The sequence below is a fragment of the Putridiphycobacter roseus genome, assembly GCF_003234935.1.
GTDB lineage: Bacteria > Bacteroidota > Bacteroidia > Flavobacteriales_D > Crocinitomicaceae > Putridiphycobacter > Putridiphycobacter roseus.
This window is the reverse complement of sequence record NZ_QKSB01000007.1, coordinates 95,851-113,889: the sequence shown is the minus strand read 5'-3', so window position 1 is coordinate 113,889 and position 18,039 is coordinate 95,851. Positions and strand designations below refer to the sequence as shown.

Sequence of the window (18,039 nt, the reverse complement as noted above, 5' to 3'; positions counted from 1 at the left end):
ATATTATTCTAAACTCTAATTAATATATTAGCCTTCTGAAAAAGTTTATTTTGAATAAAATAAAATTCCTTCTTTTCCTTTCCTTATTGCTCTCGTGCTACACTTATGCCCAACAACCTTCTCATTTTATATTAGGTGAAGAGGAGTTTTCTGGTATAAACATTTATGATATTCATGAAGACAATCAAAATAATTATTGGATTGCCACTAATAATGGAATTTATAAATATGATTGTTATAAAATCCAACAAATCAACTGTCCTGAAATGACCAGTAGTTCAGTCTTTAGTTTTATTGAAGACTATGATCATAATGTTTATTGTCATAATTTAAGTGGACAAATATTTCAAATGAATGAAAATTCATGTCGATTATATTTCACGATACCCGATAGTATGATGACACATGAAATATCCTATGAATTTGATAATTTAAATCAATTAACTATAGCTACCAATAAATTATTTCAAGTTTCAAGTAACAACGAAATAACTAAGGTATTCAACAAGAAAATAACTTCAGCATTTAAAATCTACAAAGATATTGATAGCAATTTGGTATATTTTAGTGCTAAAAATCAAGAATTATTAACGCTAAAAAATGGTGTTATTTTCGATAAACACCTTGCCATAAATGAACTGGATTATCCACAAACTACCACACATGGAGAAAGTGTAATTGCGTATGTAAAAAGTACTGGAGAAGTTTTACCAGAACTATCATCAAATTATAAATCAAATTTTCCACAATTCAAATATCACAATGATCTATCAAGATATTATTCAGATAATACCAATTTTTGGGTCTCAAATTTGTCGGGTGGTATTTATTTACTTGATGAAAACTTAAGCGCACAAAATAATTACGAACCTTTATTTGAAAATGAAATAATTTCTATTCTTATAAAGGACAAAGAGGGCAATATCCTCTTAGGAACTTTTGGGAGTGGCATCATAATAATTCCAAATCTTGATATTCAAGACATTTTTTTTGAAAATATTTCTAGTAAAATAACAAAACTAACCTCATCTCTAGATGGTAGTATATTTTTCGGTAATCAAGAAGGAGAAATTTATAAACTATCTAAAGAAAAGAAAATTACAATATTGCAAGAAAAAGGAAATCAACAAATTGAATTTCTCGAATATTTACCTGACCTCAATAGTGTTGTATATAATGGAATAAACTATAATTTTATGAAATTAGATCCAACGGAATTAATTAAACTGATTAATGTGGGGTCAATAAAAGACATGACAAAAGTAGATGCAAATAGTTATTTATTTGCAACAAATAAAGGGGTTTCTTTATTTAAGGTACAACAACTAATAAACAGGTCAAAAAATAAAATAAAAATCAAACACATTATTTCAGGAAGGTCATATTGCATTGGATATAATCCTGAAACAAAATCAATCTATAATGGCACATCCATGGGATTAAAAATAGGGCGTCAAGACAATACAACCTTTTTCAAATTATTTGGTAAATCAATCATAGCCCATAATATATTAAACTTGGATAATAATTTAATTGTCACCACTAAAGATAATGGCGTACTTGTTTTTAAAAATGACTCCTTAATAGATAATTGGAGTTTCGAAACTGGATTATTATCCAATAATTGTAAAATTATTAAAGAATATAAAGGTAACATTTATCTATCTACTAGTCTTGGGTTAAATGTTTTAACTAAAAATGGAAAAGTGCTATATTCAATTAATAAAGCCAATGGTTTAAATTCAAATAATGTTGTTGATTTTGAAGTATTAGATGGGTTTTTATGGATATTAACAAACAAAGGAATTCAAAAAATAAGACTAGACAAAATTAGAAATGCCAACTTTAACCCTTCAATAAAAATTACGAGAATATCAGTCAACGAAAAATTAATAGATAGTACTATTCATGTTTTTGATTATAGTCAGAAAAAATTTATTTTCGAAATATCATCAAAAAGTTTAAAATATCAGAATGACATTAAGTATGAACATCAATTAGAAGGAATTGATATAGATTGGGTTTCAAGTCCCTATTTAGAAAATAAAATTGAATACAAATCATTACCTCCAAATCATTATACCTTTAAAGTAAAAGCAATTCATAAATTGAATGAAAGTAAAACAATTTACTATTCATTCACTATCAAAAAACCTTATTGGGAACGCTGGTGGTTTTACGCATTGGTTATCGCCTTGTTTTTAATAGCGACGTATATGGTATACAAAGTCCAAATTAAAAGACTACGAAAAAAAACACTCTTAGAAAACAAATTAAGTCTTACCCAATTAACCGCTTTAAAGTCACAAATGAATCCTCACTTCATTTTTAATTCCTTAAACTCAATCCAAGATTTAATTCTAAAACAAGACCGTGAAAATGCTTATGGCTACATTAGTAAATTTGCCTTACTGGTGAGAAAAATATTGAACCATTCCGACAAAGAGTTTATTGATATTGAAGAAGAGATAAATGTATTAACTGTTTATTTAGAATTAGAAGAGCTAAGGTTTAAAAAGGATTTTTCCTTTACTATTGAAGCCAACGGAATAAGTGATTTAGAAATTCCGCCCATGCTGATTCAACCATTTGTAGAAAATGCCTTAAAGCACGGACTTTTGCATAAAAAGGGCGACAAAGTATTATCCATTGTTTTTAGCTTAACAAATGAAAAGCTATTATGCGAAATTATTGATAATGGAATTGGCAGGGAAAAATCACAGGAAATCAAAAGCCGTCAAAACAAAAATCATGAATCATTTTCCGTTAAATCAATCTTCAATCGATTTGAAATTTTGAAAGATTTATATGGTAAAAACGTCAGTGTTACACTGTCTGATGTAATTTCTAATCAAAAAATTGTTGGTACAAAGGTCACTATGGAAATACCCTTTAAAAGACGTTTTTAACCACTGCTGCAATTACCACCTATCAAGTAATGAAATGCCATTGCTAAAGCCAAAGCGACTGTTAGTGAACAAGCTCTTCCTTTATTAAGGACTATTCATGCTAGTCTAAACACTAATTAATATCTTAGGCTAAAATTAATGATCATTTTGAATAAAATAAAAACAACCCTTCTCATTTTATTATGCTTAACACTTAATACATTGGCTCAACAGCCATCTCACTTTATATTGGGTGCAGATGAGCTGGCTGGTATGAATATCTATGACTTACATCAAGATCAAAATGGAAATTATTGGATAGCATCAAATTACGGACTTTTTAAATATGATACGTACAAATTTCAACTATTTAATACTACTGAAATGAAGACTAGAGCAGTTTTCAATTTTGTTGAAGACCATGACCATATCGTTTATTGTAGTAATCTCAGCGGCCAAATTTTCCAAATGAAAAACGATACTTGTAAGCTATTTTTTACTGTACCAGATAGTTTAATGAGTCGAGAAATCGATTACGAATTCGACAATAATAATAAGCTAATAATTTCGACAACAGAAGTGTTTCAAGTATCAGATAATAAAAAAATCAAATACATTATTGACAAAGATGTGGTTGGTTTATCAAATAATGGAAAAATAATAAAGCGCCTTTTTAAGGTTTACAGAAATATGGATAGCAGCTTAGTTTTTTATAGCCGCTTCTACAAAAATGTTTATCGTCTAAAAAATGACATTTTAACGCAAGAAAAAACAAATACGATCCATCCTGCATTTCTGCAGCATGTCAAACACAAAAACTCTGTAATAGTTTATAATCAGGGTTCTGGGGCAATTAACAGCGGCCAAAATAGCAGAATAAACCCTGTGATGTCCTCCAACTTGGTGTCAACTCTGCCCGACTTCAAGTATGTCAATCAAAAAACAAGGTATTTTTCGGATAACACTAACTTTTGGGCGGCCAATTTATCCGGTGGCATCTATTTGTTTGATGAAAAATTGAATGCAAAAAACAATTATGAACCACTATTCGATTCACAAGTTATTTCGGCCTTTTTGAAAGACAATGAGGGCAATATTATTCTAGGGACTTTTGGGTCTGGTTTAATTGTGATACCAAATTTGGACATCTTAGAAATAAAATTAAAATCAGTATCTAGCAATATTTCTCAGTTGACATTTTCAGAAGATGGCACTCTCTTTATTGGAACTCAAAAGGGTGAAATATTTGAAATAGACAGCTTAAATAATATAAAAAACATTAAAAAGAAAGGTGCTCAGCAAATAGAATTTTTAGCTGTTTTATCGCGCTACAACACTATAATTTTTAACGATAATAAAAACAACTTATTTAACCTTTTAACTCGGCAAAAGCATTACGTAGATATAAGTTCAATGCGAGGTATTTGTCGAAAAGATGACGGACAATATATTATTGCTACAAGTGCAGGCCTATTTCTAATGGATGAGGACCATTTCCATGGAAAGAAACCAATCCCCATTTCCACATTTAAAGAATGGTCTCAATCTGTAGGTTATAATTCTAAAACCAAATCTATCTATTCAGTAACTAATACAGGTTTAAAAATAGGCAATGAAGATAGTTCCCATTTTTTTAAACTTAACGGAGAAAAATTAGCATGTAGAGATATATTAAACATTGATAACAGAATTTATATAGCATCACGAGAAGGAGTTCTCGTTTTTGAAAACGACCTTCTTATAGACCATTGGAATAAGAAAACAGGACTTATATCTGACCGTATAACGTTAATTAAAACTTATGATAATAAATTGTTCATTTCAACTAATATCGGATTGAATATAACAGATAAAAAAGGAAAAGTGCTAACATCCATTAATAAATCAAACGGACTACTAAGTAATCTTATTCTCAACTTTGAAATGTATGATGGCCATTTGTGGATTTTGACTCACAAAGGGCTTCAAAAAATAAAACTCGATAAAATTATTAATGTCCCGTTCCAGCCTTCCATTGCTATTGGAAAGGTATTGGTTAATGAAGAAAAAGTTGACACTAGCCGTCATAATTTCGAACACAATCAGAAAAAATTTGCCTTCGAAATAGATTCTAAAAGTTTAAAATATCAAAATGACATTTATTACCACCATCAGCTAGAAGGAATCGATAAAACCTGGATTATAAGTTCGCATAAAGACCACATATTTGAGTACAAATCTCTTCCGCCGAATAAATATACCTTTAAAGTCAAATCAGTTCATAAATTGAACGAAAGTGAAACCATTTATTATTCTTTCACTATTAAAAAACCTTATTGGGAACGTTGGTGGTTTTACGCACTGGTTATCTCTTTGTTTTTAATCGCTACGTATCTGGTGTACAAGATTCAAATTAAAAGACTACAAAAAAAAGCACTATTAGAAAACCAGCTCAACTTAACCCAATTAACCGCTTTAAAGTCACAAATGAATCCTCACTTCATTTTTAATTCTTTAAACTCAATCCAAGATTTAATTCTAAAACAGGACCGCGAAAATGCTTATGGTTACATTAGTAAATTTGCCTTACTGGTGAGAAAAATATTGAACCATTCCGACAAAGAGTTTATTGATATTGAAGAAGAGATAAATGTATTAACTGTTTATTTAGAATTAGAAGAGCTAAGGTTTAAAAAGGATTTTTCCTTTACTATTGAAGTCAACGGAATAAGTGATTTAGAAATTCCGCCCATGCTGATTCAACCATTTGTAGAAAATGCCTTAAAGCACGGACTTTTGCACAAAAAGGGCGACAAAGTATTATCCATTGTTTTTAGCTTAACAAATGAAAAGCTATTATGCGAAATTATTGATAATGGAATTGGCAGGGTAAAATCACAGGAAATCAAAAACCGTCAAAACAAAAATCATGAATCATTTTCCGTTAAATCAATCATCAATCGATTTGAAATTTTGAAAGATTTATATGGTAAAAACGTCAGTGTTACACTGTCTGATGTAATTTCTGATCAAAAAATTGTTGGGACAAAAGTGATTATGGAAATACCCTTTAAAAGACGTTTTTAACAACTGCTGCCGTTAATGAAACAAAAATACCCATTAATAAACAACGACTTTGTTTATTAATTAATTAGTTCAATATTTGTAAGATGTCCAAAACGTTTAATGCTATTCTGGTTGATGATGAAGAAAGTGCTAGAGATATACTTTCAAATTTATTATTTAGGTTTTGCCCTCAGATACATATCGTGGACAAATGTGAAGATATTGAACAAGCGGTTGTATCCATAAAGCGCCACAAACCAGACTTAGTATTTCTAGACATTGAAATGCCAAATTTTGCAGGCTACGAAATCACTTCCTTTTTTGATAAAATTGATTTTGAAATCATCTTTATTACCGCATATGACCATTATGCTGTCAAAGCATTTCAAGTTTCCGCGGTAGATTATTTACTAAAACCGATTGAAATTAGTCGGTTAAAAGAGGCGGTGACTAAGTTTATATCAAAAAGAGAAATTAAAAATGCTTCCGTCAATTACGAAGTGCTTGTTAAAAGTTTACAAGAGAATAAATACAAAAGGATAATCGTTCCTTTTCAAGGAGATCAAAAGGTATTATTAATTGAAGACATCATTGCTATTGAAGCGAGTGAGTCGTACAGCTTTATTCATACTAATGATAAGCAAAAATATATTGTCAGTAAAAACTTAAAACACTTTGAAAGAATTTTAAGTGATAACCACCTTTTTTTTCGTACCCATAAATCTTGGATTATCAATACAGCATTTATAAAGGAGTATTCCAAATCGAAATTGATTATTTTACTTGAAAATAACATACAAGCAAAACTGTCTAAATACAAAGTTTCGCAGTTCGATACAGACTTCAAAAAACATTAATACAAGTCTTATACCTATTGTATTCCCTATATTTTAATAGGATTCCACGCGTAATTACCCCTTTATTATCCATTCCTAAATAAAAATGGTCTATTCCTAAAAGTTGTCTTGTAGGTCCTATAAGCATAGTATAATATTGTGCCAGAATTATAAAATCACCTATGATGAAGCATTTATTATTATTGGCAATTACCTGTATGCAAATGGTAGTTTTTTCCCAAGAGAATCAAAACATTCAATTTTCAAAAATCGAAACTGGCAGTTACGCTGTTTTTAAAACGATAAGTAAAGGATATGAAAAGTATGTGTTTGAACAAGCCAAAAAAAATTGGCCAGTTGAATTATTTAAAGAGGGAGATGTCTATCCGAAAATACTTGTAAAACGAGTTGGAATTATCGACGAGTTTTACACAGCTGACTTACCATCATACCCTGCTTATTATTTAACAAAGGCGTCCACAACTGTGGTAACGGTAATTGATAAAAAAATCTACTATTATACTTGGACCGCATCTAAAGGGGCGGTAATCACCTACATTTTAACCAATGGAAAAGTTGGTAGTTATATCGCTGAGAAAGAACAACTAGACAATTATCGTAGAGCGATTAAAAGTAAACAGTCGGGGTCAAGAGACGAAAGAAAAGAGCTCAATGCAGCCATTGCCGCAAAGGAAGCCGAAGAAAATACGCTAAAAGGAAAGTCGATTAAAGCCATTAAAGTAAAGCTCATTGACCCAAATATTGATGCAGGTATGTTTTCTATAATTCCAATTGGAATGGAGGTCACTTTAACGAACGGTAAAGTTTTAAAAACAAAAAATTTAGGCGGAAAAACACCCTATACAGATTTTGAATCTTCCACAACTGGTGGAAACTTTGCTGGTGGTGACTTCAAGGTAGATAATGATACGAGGAACATTCCTGGAGACAAAATCACTTTAAAAGTATGGTCAAAATATAATAGTTCCATCAGTGCAAAACTTGAACATCCTTTAAATTATAGAAATAACGCTTATTACAATTTCCAAGGAAATGGAGGCGCTCATGGCCGCAGTGGTGCAAGAGGTGGTCTCGGAAAAGATGGTAAAAGTGTAAACATTACCGCTGAAAAAATGACGATTAATGGTAACAATGTCACTAAGATAACCATTCGTGACGTTTCATATCGCGTATTGTATGAGGCAAAAATTAATATTGAAAATACAGTAACAATAAACGCAAAAGGAGGAAACGGTGGCAGTGGTGACAGTGGGTTTGGAAGAGGAAATGGAGCTGCTGGAGGTGACGGTGGAAACGGTGGTCAGGTGTCTGTTTCGGGGTCAGGTGCCAGTCAAATTAAGATGATAATACAAGTGCAAGGGGGAAATGGCGGTGCTGGAGGAAAGCGAGAAGAATCATATAATAAAGATGGGAGAAATGGAACCCGTGGCGCAAATGGTACTTCCAATAAATAAGAAATTAATAAAAAACAAATAAAATAAATCTATGAAAAAAGTAAATCTAATATTAGCTATTGGGCTTATGCTTGGGTCAACCAACGTTTATGCGCAAACAATGAAAGAGAAAATGCAAGCCAAGTTAGACAAGGCCAATGCAAAAATGGCTGCTGCTGCAAAAGGAAAGGCAAAGTATACAACTTATGATTATACAGATGCTACCGGTGTATCAGGAACTTATTTTACATCTGTTGTGCTAGTGGGAAATAACCGCACAATGGGCCTAGAATACAACCGAGAAGAAGGTGGTGAAATTGTAAATAAATTAGTGGTTCACGGTGGACAATTAGACGGAAAAGAGATTACTGAAAAGTATTTCTTAAAAGAAAAATACAAATCAAAATTGGACATTAATTATTTTTCATCAGGAACTGGAACACTTGTTCAAATAGCTGATAATGTGTTCGCCTCTACAAGTTCTGGGGCTGTCGTAACCGTGCTTTCTAAAGATTCTGCAGATTTTAACGATTATGATTTAGAAACGGCACAAGTGTTATATGATCAACAAATGGCAAAAATTAATGGAGCCGAAGCTGAAAAAGAAACAGCAATTTGGATGAAAAATGCACTATATGCTAACAATGTTGGTAAGATTGTTTTTGCCACTGAAGATTGGCATTTAATGAAAAGGGGGCATGGAGCAACGCCACCTATGGTAAACGGAAAAGGCTTTACCAGTGAACTAGACATGGCTGGAAATATGAATTATATGGCATTTTTTAAGGTACCACCTTCAGTTCAATTTCCTGGACAAGATATCAATATGGTATACGAAATGGGTGGTAAAACAACCGATAGAGTTGAGTATAGAGCAAAATCAGCAGCATGGAGTAAAATGATTTCAAGATGGGAAACATCAGACTTTAAATGGCGTCAGCATTCACCAAAGGCGTTGAGAACCTATAACCAATATCACAGTCAATATGTACAGGATTACGCTTTTATGCAGTGTTTATACATGAATAAAAACAGTTTTAAGGTTGGACAAAAATACAACTTAACAGTAAAAATGTATGCCAACAGAGATGGAGAGAATGGCGAATTAATTGCTGAAGGAGTAGTTTCATTATTATATTCTGAAAATGCAGACTTAATGTTTAATGGGAATCCTGACAAGCCAGAAAAAATTGCGGTTTGGTCACAGTTTGAGGAATTTTTAGACGAGTAAATAAAAAAACAAACCCAAAAACCATGTAAGGCGCAGCTTGATGAACTGCGTCTTTTAAATTTTTTTAAAAGCTTAAACAATATGAAAACACTTGTCTTTACCATTTCCATTATTTGCACAACACTTGCAATAGCACAACAAAACGTAAACATTCCAGACTATGCGTTTAAACAATATTTGCTAACAAATACAAATATTAACACAAATGCAGACACGGAAATTTCAGTTAATGAAGCGGCGGTATATACCGGCTACTTAAATATGAATGGAGCAGCTATATCGAATTTTACTGGTCTAGAAGCATTTACCAATATTGTTGGATTTAATAACACCGGAAATACAGCTGTTTCCACCTTAGATATTTCTGGCTGTTTTAACCTTGCTTATTTTGATTGTTCTGGCTCTGTAGGTCTAACTACTTTAACCATGGGTGGACACCACCAACTATCAACCATTGATGCATCAAACTGTCAAATCAGTACATTGTCACTTCCTCAAAACAATGTAGTGACTTATATAGATGTCTCTGGCAATAACATCAGTTCTATAATTACACAAAACTATCCATTGCTCACTACTTTGGATGTTTCAGATAATCCTTCGCTTACCAATCTTACCATTTTTCCGAATGCAGCCCTAAACCTCAACATAAGTGAAACCAATTTTACAGGGCTTAATTTCTCATCATTTCCTAATTTTACACATATATCGGTTTCAAATTGCCCGAATTTGGAAAGTCTAAATGTGGCAAATGGATCTAATACAAGTCTTATTTTTGAAGCTACAAACAACCCAAACCTAACTTGTATTGAAGTGGATGACGCAGCATACAGCACAACAAACTGGAACAATGTAGACGCAACAGCAAGCTTTAGTGAAAATTGTTCGGCAAGTACATCAGGTTTATCAAAAAACAATACTGCAAGCCTTTCTTTATACCCTAATCCTTCAAACGGAATTGTGAATTTAATTAGTTCAGAAACAATTGAGGCCGTGCATATTTTCAACCTAGCTGGGGCAGAAGTGTTAGAATTTAACCAAACCAACCAAATGGACATTAGCGAACTTACACAAGGTATTTATACGGCCGTAGTTAAAACACAAGACGGTAATGTAAGTACGAAGAAATTGGTAAAAAACTAAGAAAACACACAAAATCATAATCAAAAAACGCATTATTATGAAAACACTTTTACTTTCCATTGCTATTATTAGTGCAACGCTTGCAACGGCACAAAATGTAAACATACCAGATGCTAATTTTAAAGCATACTTATTAAGTAATGCAGCCATAAATACTGACGCAGACCCTTCTGAAATTTCAGTAGCTGAAGCCAGTGCTTTTACAGGCCAAATTAATTGCGGGACCATGGGTATTTCAAATTTAACTGGAATAGAGGCTTTTACCGCACTAACTGATTTAAGATGCCATTCAAACAATTTAACCGCATTAAATTTATCGAATAATACTGCGCTTACCATCCTAGGATGTGCTTACAACAACATTCAATATCTCAATTTAAACAACAATACTAATTTAACGATATTAAACTGTGCTGGAAATGCGATACCTTCACTAGATTTATCAGCATTGACTGGGTTGTATTCAATTAAATTTAGTAGCAACCAACTAGTCTATTTAAACTTAGCAAATGGAAACAATACAAATGTTACTGTTTTCGAAGGTGCTAACAATCCTAATCTAACCTGTATTCAAGTAGATGATTCTACAAACAGTGCAACAAATTGGACTAATATTGATCCCGCATCCAGTTTTAGTATTTCTTGTTCAACTTGTATTGTAACAATACCTGATTCCAATTTCAAAACCTACTTAGTTGGAAATAGTGCAATAAATACAAATGGGAATACCGAAATAGAATGCAGTGAAGCCAGTGCTTTTACAGGATCAATTCTCTGCCTAAATCAATCGATTACCAGCATGACAGGTCTTGCATCTTTTACAAACATTAGCCTGATTAATTGTGATGGAAACCAACTTACTAGTCTTGAAACTACAAATAATCCAAGTCTAGAAAATCTAAATTGCAGAAATAATCAACTGACAAGCTTGGACCTATCTCACAACACTAATTTGGTAGAACTAGACTTTACTTCGAATCAACTGTCGGATATAGATATTACTCAAAATACTGCACTTCTATCTTTTCTCTCATCACTCAACAATTTATCTAACCTCAATGTCACCGAAAACATAAATTTAACTAATTTGAGTTGCTCAGGAAATCAACTGACAGATATAGATATAAGCCAAAATATTGACCTAATATCACTGGCGTGTTATGCTAACCCCCTAACAAGTTTAAATACTACGCAAAACCCAGTACTAAGTGTATTAACTTTTGGATTAAGTCAAATAACTAATATCGATTTGTCTCAGAACACTAATTTATCTGAGTTTTATGGAAATAATAATAATTCACTTAATAGCATAGATTTATCTCAAAACCCGGCGTTGATAAATGTAGAATTTAACGATAATTCTCAACTAGCATCAGTAAATCTTAGCAATTCAAATAATACAACCATTGTTTGGTTTACAGGAACCAATAACCCAAACCTTACTTGTATTGAAGTGGATGATGCAGTATACAGCACAACAAATTGGACCAATATAGACGCCACAGCAAGCTTTAGTGAAGATTGTTCCGCGGGAACATCTGGCTTGGTAAAAAACAACACCTTAGAAATCACTACTTATCCCAATCCTACAACCGGTTTACTTACGTTCTCTACAACAGAAAACATTGAAAAAATAGCCATTTATAATCTAATGGGACAAAAAGTAAGTGAGTTTATTAACCAAAAAACCATAGATATTAGCAGTTTACAAAATGGGGTTTATACTGCAAAAATTATTATAGGGAGTAGTAATCCTATCATGAAGAGGCTAATCAAAAATTAGAAACTTTCCTTTCATTAAAAGCTAAACAACTCTGTTTTGCAAAGGTGGTGGCTAAAGTATAAAAAAATTAGATGTGTTTTTGGATGAATAACTTAATCGTTTTTTATTTACCCATAAAAGGGGGTGTTTTCCATTGAAACATCCCCTTTAATTATATCATTAAACCGCTTTAAAACTATAATTATAAGCTGCATATGATCATTTCCAATAGGATTTATTTCAAATTCATATAAAATAAACTATTTCATCAGGGATATGCATTAAAATTCATAAATTTGCACTTTATCATTTAATACATAATTAACATGGAAAATACTTTAGAAGCAGGAATGATTGGCCCTTGGCAAATTGGACTTATTGTACTTGCGCTTTTATTATTATTTGGTGGCAAAAAATTACCTGAATTAATGAAAGGTATGGGAAAAGGCATCAAAGGATTTAAAGACGAGATGGGTGGAGAAGGAGAAGATGAAAAAAAATCAAAAGGAAAATTAGAAGAATAAGTTTTGATGTATACCTCTTTCGATAAAGTAAAGTCAGCAATTGATAATGGTACAACAGTTGTTGATGTTGTTTCGCACTACCTAAAACAAATTGAAGCTAAAAAACATATCCATGCTTTTTTAGAAGTTTTTGAAGCGGAAGCGATTCAAAAAGCACAAGAAATTGATGCTAAAATAAAAAATAATACCGCTGGTAAACTAGCCGGTATGGTGATAGGTATTAAAGATAATTTGGCCTATAAAAATCACAAAGTTTCTGCCGCTTCAAAAATATTAGAAGGTTTCGAATCTATCTATACTGCAACCGCAGTAGAAAGATTGATTCAAGAAGATGCCATTATTATTGGTCGCTTAAACTGTGATGAATTTGCCATGGGTAGTTCGAATGAGAACTCCGCTTTTGGAAACGTATTAAATCCCATTCAAGAAGATAAAGTTCCAGGAGGATCTTCAGGAGGGTCTGCTGCTGCATTGGCTGCAGGTTTATGTACGGCAAGTATTGGTAGTGACACGGGTGGATCCATTCGTCAACCAGCTTCTTTTACTGGCTTAATAGGCTTTAAACCTACTTATGGTACTATTTCAAGGTATGGACTTTTGGCTTATGCTTCTTCATTTGATCAAATTGGTCCGTTTACCAATACGATTAAAGATGCTGCATTAATTACAGCTGTTATGGCTGGAAAAGATGAATACGACGGTACAGCAATTCAGGAAGATATCAATGAATTTCCAATTGAAAAAATTGAGAAAGGAAGTTTAAAAGTTGGATACATCAGTGATTGTTTAGAATCAAAAGGACTAAATCCTGAAATAAAAACGAAATTAGAACAAACGATCCAAGTATTAAAAAAAGAAGGACATACGGTTGAACCTGTTAGTTTTCCTTATTTAGATGCTATGGTACCTACTTATTACGTGCTCACAACAGCAGAAGCATCTTCCAATTTATCCAGATATACTGGTGTTCATTTTGGTCGATTAGCTGATAATGTGAAAGGAGTAGAAGAAACTTATAAAAAGTCAAGAAGTGAAGGTTTTGGAGAAGAAGTAAAGAAAAGAATTATGCTGGGTACATTTGTTCTTTCGCATGGTTATTATGATGCTTACTACACTAAAGGGCAAAAAGTGAGACGTATAATTCAAAATAAAACCAATGAATTATTATCGGAATATGATGTCTTATTGTTACCTACCACACCAGATACTGCATTTAAAATAGGCGGTGTAAAAGATGCCATTCAAATGTACTTACAAGATATTTTTACAGTGCAAGCGAATTTGGCTGGAAATCCCGCAATTTCATTACCTATGGGTACACATTCCAATGGTTTACCTTTTGGATTACAATTGATTGGTAAACACCAAAAAGAAAGTGAATTGCTTTCAATTTCAGCGTATTTGATGGATTTAAAGCAATAAGATATGTTAAAAGGAATCCTTACTTTATGGGTAGTGTTTCTTTTTTTCAATGTAAAAGGACAGCCAAAAGTCAATCAAGATATTTTCGTGGATACCTTTCAATCTGAAGCTTTTTTAGGAAACGTGGAGGCCGCTTTGTTTGATTATTACCTACAAACATTTGGAAAACCAGAAGCCTATAGTATTCTAAATGAACTTGGACGGGAAGATCGTTCTGTGGTCGAATTTCCAGATTCGGTATACGCACAAAGACTAGAATCGATTGTCAAAACTACCCCCTTTACTGCAACGAGCAATGCAACCCTGTTAAAAACCATCAATTATTTTGTAAAAAAAAGAAGTCGATACACTGCTGTGATGTTGGGACGTTCGCTTTACTACTTTCCAATGTTTGAAAACAGTTTAGCCAATTACAATTTACCCTTAGAATTAAGGTATCTACCCATTGTAGAAAGTGCATTAAAACCCACCGGTAAATCATGGGCTGGCGCAGCAGGACTTTGGCAAATTATGTACCGTACTGGTCGTTCTTTAAACTTATACGCAGATTCTTATATCGACGAAAGGTACGATCCGATTAAAGCAACGGATGCGGCTTGTCGCTACTTGTCATTTTTATTTAACCTATACGGTGATTGGGACTTGGCATTAGCTGCTTATAATTGTGGACCAGGAAACGTAAACAAAGCAATTAGACGGTCGGGAGGAAAGACTAATTATTGGTTAATCCGTCCGTATTTACCTAAAGAAACACAAATGTATGTACCTAATTTTTATGCGGTAATGTACATGATGACTTACTATAAAGAACATCAAATTATACCCATGGAAGCCAATATGTACTACCATGAAACAGATACAGTATGTTTGAGTGCTTCTGTAAAAATATCACATATAGATTCTATCATTGGACTTTCCACAGCTGACTTTAACACATTAAATCCGCAATACAAAACCGATTATATACCAGCAACAGATCCTCCACAATGTATTGTACTGCCCATTGCGTTAATGGGCGATTTTTTCAAGTATCAAGACTCACTTTACAACTATCAAAATTACCTAGACACTAGCAATCAAAACTATATCGTCCTCAATAAAAAGAAAACACATACCGTACAACCCAATGAAAGTATGTCGGACATTGCCCTATTATACGAAACCTCTAATAATGACATTAGAGAATGGAACGGATTGAGAAACTCGACATTATTTCCTGGACAAAGAATTATTGTGATGATTCCAGAAAAAAGATTCATCAATACTTATGAAAAATCAACTATTCAAGCAACCCAGGCTGCAAGTGCACCAAAGACTACAAAAAAACCAAGTATTACCTCTCCTTCTGGAGAATATAAATACTATACTTTGAAATCAGGAGAAAACCTTTGGTCCATTAGTCAAAAATTAGGCATATCTTTTGTTGACTTACAAGCATTGAACAGCGACTTAAATCCTAAAAAGATGAAGCCTGGTCAAAAAATTAAAATTGCAATTAAATAAATTTCAACCTTTATGAAAAACGTAATCATTCTAAGTCTTGTCACATTTTTATGGGTAGGCTGCGAACCGGCACCGAGCAATACTGAGGTTATAAATTCTGGTGTATCTGGTCAATTACCAAAAATTACTGGTCCCGCTGGAAGGGTATTAATATCCGTTCAAGACAATTTATGGGAAGGTACTTTAGATTCTATTTTTTATAAAGCATTTTCCAAACCAGCGCCCGGCCCTTTTATTTCTGCCGAGCCAATTTTTGATTATTTTCAACAAGATCCAAGTGAAATCAATCAATTGGGCAAAAAAAATAGAAATTTTTTAAGTATTATCTTAGAACCAACTGCCAATTTTGAAGAAACAGAAGTTGTCATCAAAAAAAATCATTTAGCGGATGGACAAATTTACATGGTAGTTAAAGACAATGATAAAGACAGATTAATCCAATTTTTTCAAGAACAGTTACCTACTTATATTGCTGTTTTTAACGACCAAGAAAACGAACGATTAATTAAAAAATACACCTATACACGACATGCAGCATTTGATAAAATTGCAAGAGAAAAATTCGGTATAGGAATTGGTGTACCGAGCACGGCTAATTTTGAAGCCGATTTAGACAGTATTATTTATGCTTTAGATAAAAATAGTAAAGAGTTTGCCGACAACCCTAAAACAAAAGCCAAAGGTGGTATTTATTGGGCTAAAAAAGGCATTTTAATTTGGGATAGTCCATATACAGATTCAACCGATATGCTACCACAAGCTTTACTCAACAATAGAGACAGCACCCTAAAATATGCCGTAAAAGGAACTATTCCTAACTCATATATGGCGACTGAGTATTATAAGACACACGCGCCCAAATTTACTGCAGTTAAGGTAGGTGAAGCCAATGCAGTTAAAATTGAAGGATTATGGAAACACGCAGGAAACGAAGCCGCTAGCGGTGGAGGCCCTTTTGTAGAAGTTGCTCTATATCATTCCACTAGAAATAGAATCATTCACGTTTCGACTTATATATATGCTTTAAATTTTGAAAAAAGAGAATTATTAAGAGAGGTAAATGCCATTTTAAGTACCGTTGAAGTAGTAGATTAATTCAATAAAAACTAAGGTGCTTGAAAGTATGGATTGGTGATAAAACTACTATCCGTTAAGGAAATCAAAAAAGCCATTAACAATGCCCTATTTTCAGAGTTCAGTTGCACGCCTCCATTTGCAACATTTTTCATTAAAGGATCAATTGTTGCTGAGTTTTTAAGCCCAAAACTATAATGATCAATTACTTGGTCTAGGGTTTGAAATCTGCCGTCGTGCATATAAGGTGCCGAGAATAACAAATTTCTTAAGGTGGGTGTTTTAAATTTTCCGTTGTCATTTGGATTTCCTGTAACAGCACCCAAACCAAGATCAGTAAACATTTCATCTAAACCATTATTGTGGAATAAATTATCGGTAAACAAGGGGTTAGTTTCATCACCGTGACAATGCGCGCAATCTCCACCACCAGACACAGCGTCGGCAAGAAAAACATAATAACCTTTAATCATATTTTGATCATCTGCATGTGAATAACCCGTTGGTTCACCGCGAAAATACCTGTCAAAAGGTGCGTCTCCCGACAAGAGTGTTCTTTGAAATTGAGCCAAGGCTTTTGCCACTAAAACAGAATCTATAATATTGGTGTTAAATGCTTTTTCAAACAAAGTAGGATAAGTAGCTGAGGCTTGCAGTTTCGCCACTGCATTCGGCCATGTTTCATGCATTTCAATAGGATTTATCACAGGTTCTAATGCTTGTAATTCTAATGTTTTTGACCTGCCATCCCAAAAGTATTCATCAGCCCAACCTAAATTGATTAAAGGCATTGAATTCCTATTGCCTAATTCACCATTAATGCCTGTACTAAATTTTTCATTATCACCAAAACTACTATTTGGAGCATGACAAGTAGCACAAGCTTGTGTTTGGTTACCCGATAGTATATTGTCATAGAATAACTTTCTTCCCAACTCCACTCCTTGCACCGTCATAGGGTTGTCCACCGGAATTTTCATGGGACCTATGCGATTCTTTAAAACTGTGGGATAATCTATAATATACGGAGTAATGCCACCGTTGACACTTGGGGTAAAATCTTTCCTACAAGAATGAAAAAATAATACCAAAAAACCCAGTATAAATATGAACTTAAGCATAAAACAAACTTAAGTATTTTTTTTTAACTTAAAAAA

12 protein-coding genes are annotated in these 18,039 nt (G+C 33.0%); 11 read left to right on the top strand and 1 reads right to left on the bottom strand.

The window, feature by feature from the left end; all coding sequences use genetic code 11:
- The first annotated feature begins 50 nt into the window (after positions 1–50).
- The 11 genes from DNU06_RS12165 (at position 51) to DNU06_RS12115 (ending at position 16,903) form a co-directional block, all read left to right on the top strand.
- On the top strand, positions 51–2,909 hold the full coding sequence (locus DNU06_RS12165) for a sensor histidine kinase (protein WP_111063618.1): 2,859 nt from the start codon (positions 51–53) through the stop codon (positions 2,907–2,909).
- A 201-nt stretch (positions 2,910–3,110) separates the two neighbouring features.
- A complete protein-coding gene (locus DNU06_RS12160) occupies positions 3,111–5,954 on the top strand; it encodes a sensor histidine kinase (protein ID WP_158526886.1) in 2,844 nt (947 codons plus the stop codon).
- 83 nt (positions 5,955–6,037) lie between these two features.
- Positions 6,038–6,790, top strand: a complete 753-nt coding sequence (locus DNU06_RS12155; RefSeq protein WP_111063616.1) for a LytR/AlgR family response regulator transcription factor — start codon at positions 6,038–6,040, stop codon at positions 6,788–6,790.
- Between the two features lie 164 nt (positions 6,791–6,954).
- Positions 6,955–8,244 (top strand): hypothetical protein, encoded by a 1,290-nt coding sequence (locus DNU06_RS12150; protein WP_111063615.1) that lies wholly within the window; start codon positions 6,955–6,957, stop codon positions 8,242–8,244.
- Positions 8,245–8,275: 31 nt separating this feature from the next.
- Complete coding sequence (locus tag DNU06_RS12145; RefSeq protein WP_111063614.1) at positions 8,276–9,454, top strand: hypothetical protein; 1,179 nt, start codon at positions 8,276–8,278, stop codon at positions 9,452–9,454.
- An 81-nt stretch (positions 9,455–9,535) separates the two neighbouring features.
- Positions 9,536–10,597 carry a T9SS type A sorting domain-containing protein gene (locus DNU06_RS12140; protein ID WP_111063613.1) on the top strand — a complete coding sequence of 354 codons (1,062 nt, stop codon included), beginning with the start codon at positions 9,536–9,538 and terminating at the stop codon, positions 10,595–10,597.
- Positions 10,598–10,634: 37 nt separating this feature from the next.
- Positions 10,635–12,380, top strand: a complete 1,746-nt coding sequence (locus DNU06_RS12135; RefSeq protein ID WP_111063612.1) for a T9SS type A sorting domain-containing protein — start codon at positions 10,635–10,637, stop codon at positions 12,378–12,380.
- A gap of 305 nt (positions 12,381–12,685) precedes the next feature.
- On the top strand, positions 12,686–12,883 hold the full coding sequence (locus DNU06_RS12130; protein WP_111063611.1) for a twin-arginine translocase TatA/TatE family subunit: 198 nt from the start codon (positions 12,686–12,688) through the stop codon (positions 12,881–12,883).
- A 6-nt stretch (positions 12,884–12,889) separates the two neighbouring features.
- The gene (gene gatA, locus DNU06_RS12125) at positions 12,890–14,305 is read left to right on the top strand and encodes an Asp-tRNA(Asn)/Glu-tRNA(Gln) amidotransferase subunit GatA (protein WP_111063610.1); all 1,416 of its coding nucleotides are present in this window, start codon (positions 12,890–12,892) and stop codon (positions 14,303–14,305) included.
- A 3-nt stretch (positions 14,306–14,308) separates the two neighbouring features.
- The gene (locus DNU06_RS12120; RefSeq protein ID WP_111063609.1) at positions 14,309–15,808 is read left to right on the top strand and encodes a lytic transglycosylase domain-containing protein; all 1,500 of its coding nucleotides are present in this window, start codon (positions 14,309–14,311) and stop codon (positions 15,806–15,808) included.
- A gap of 12 nt (positions 15,809–15,820) precedes the next feature.
- A complete protein-coding gene (locus tag DNU06_RS12115; protein ID WP_111063608.1) occupies positions 15,821–16,903 on the top strand; it encodes a DUF4837 family protein in 1,083 nt (360 codons plus the stop codon).
- A gap of 11 nt (positions 16,904–16,914) precedes the next feature.
- Here the strand turns inward: DNU06_RS12115 and DNU06_RS12110 are convergent, their stop codons facing one another.
- Complete coding sequence (locus DNU06_RS12110) at positions 16,915–18,003, bottom strand: cytochrome-c peroxidase (protein ID WP_111063607.1); 1,089 nt, start codon at positions 18,001–18,003, stop codon at positions 16,915–16,917.
- Positions 18,004–18,039 lie beyond the last annotated feature (36 nt).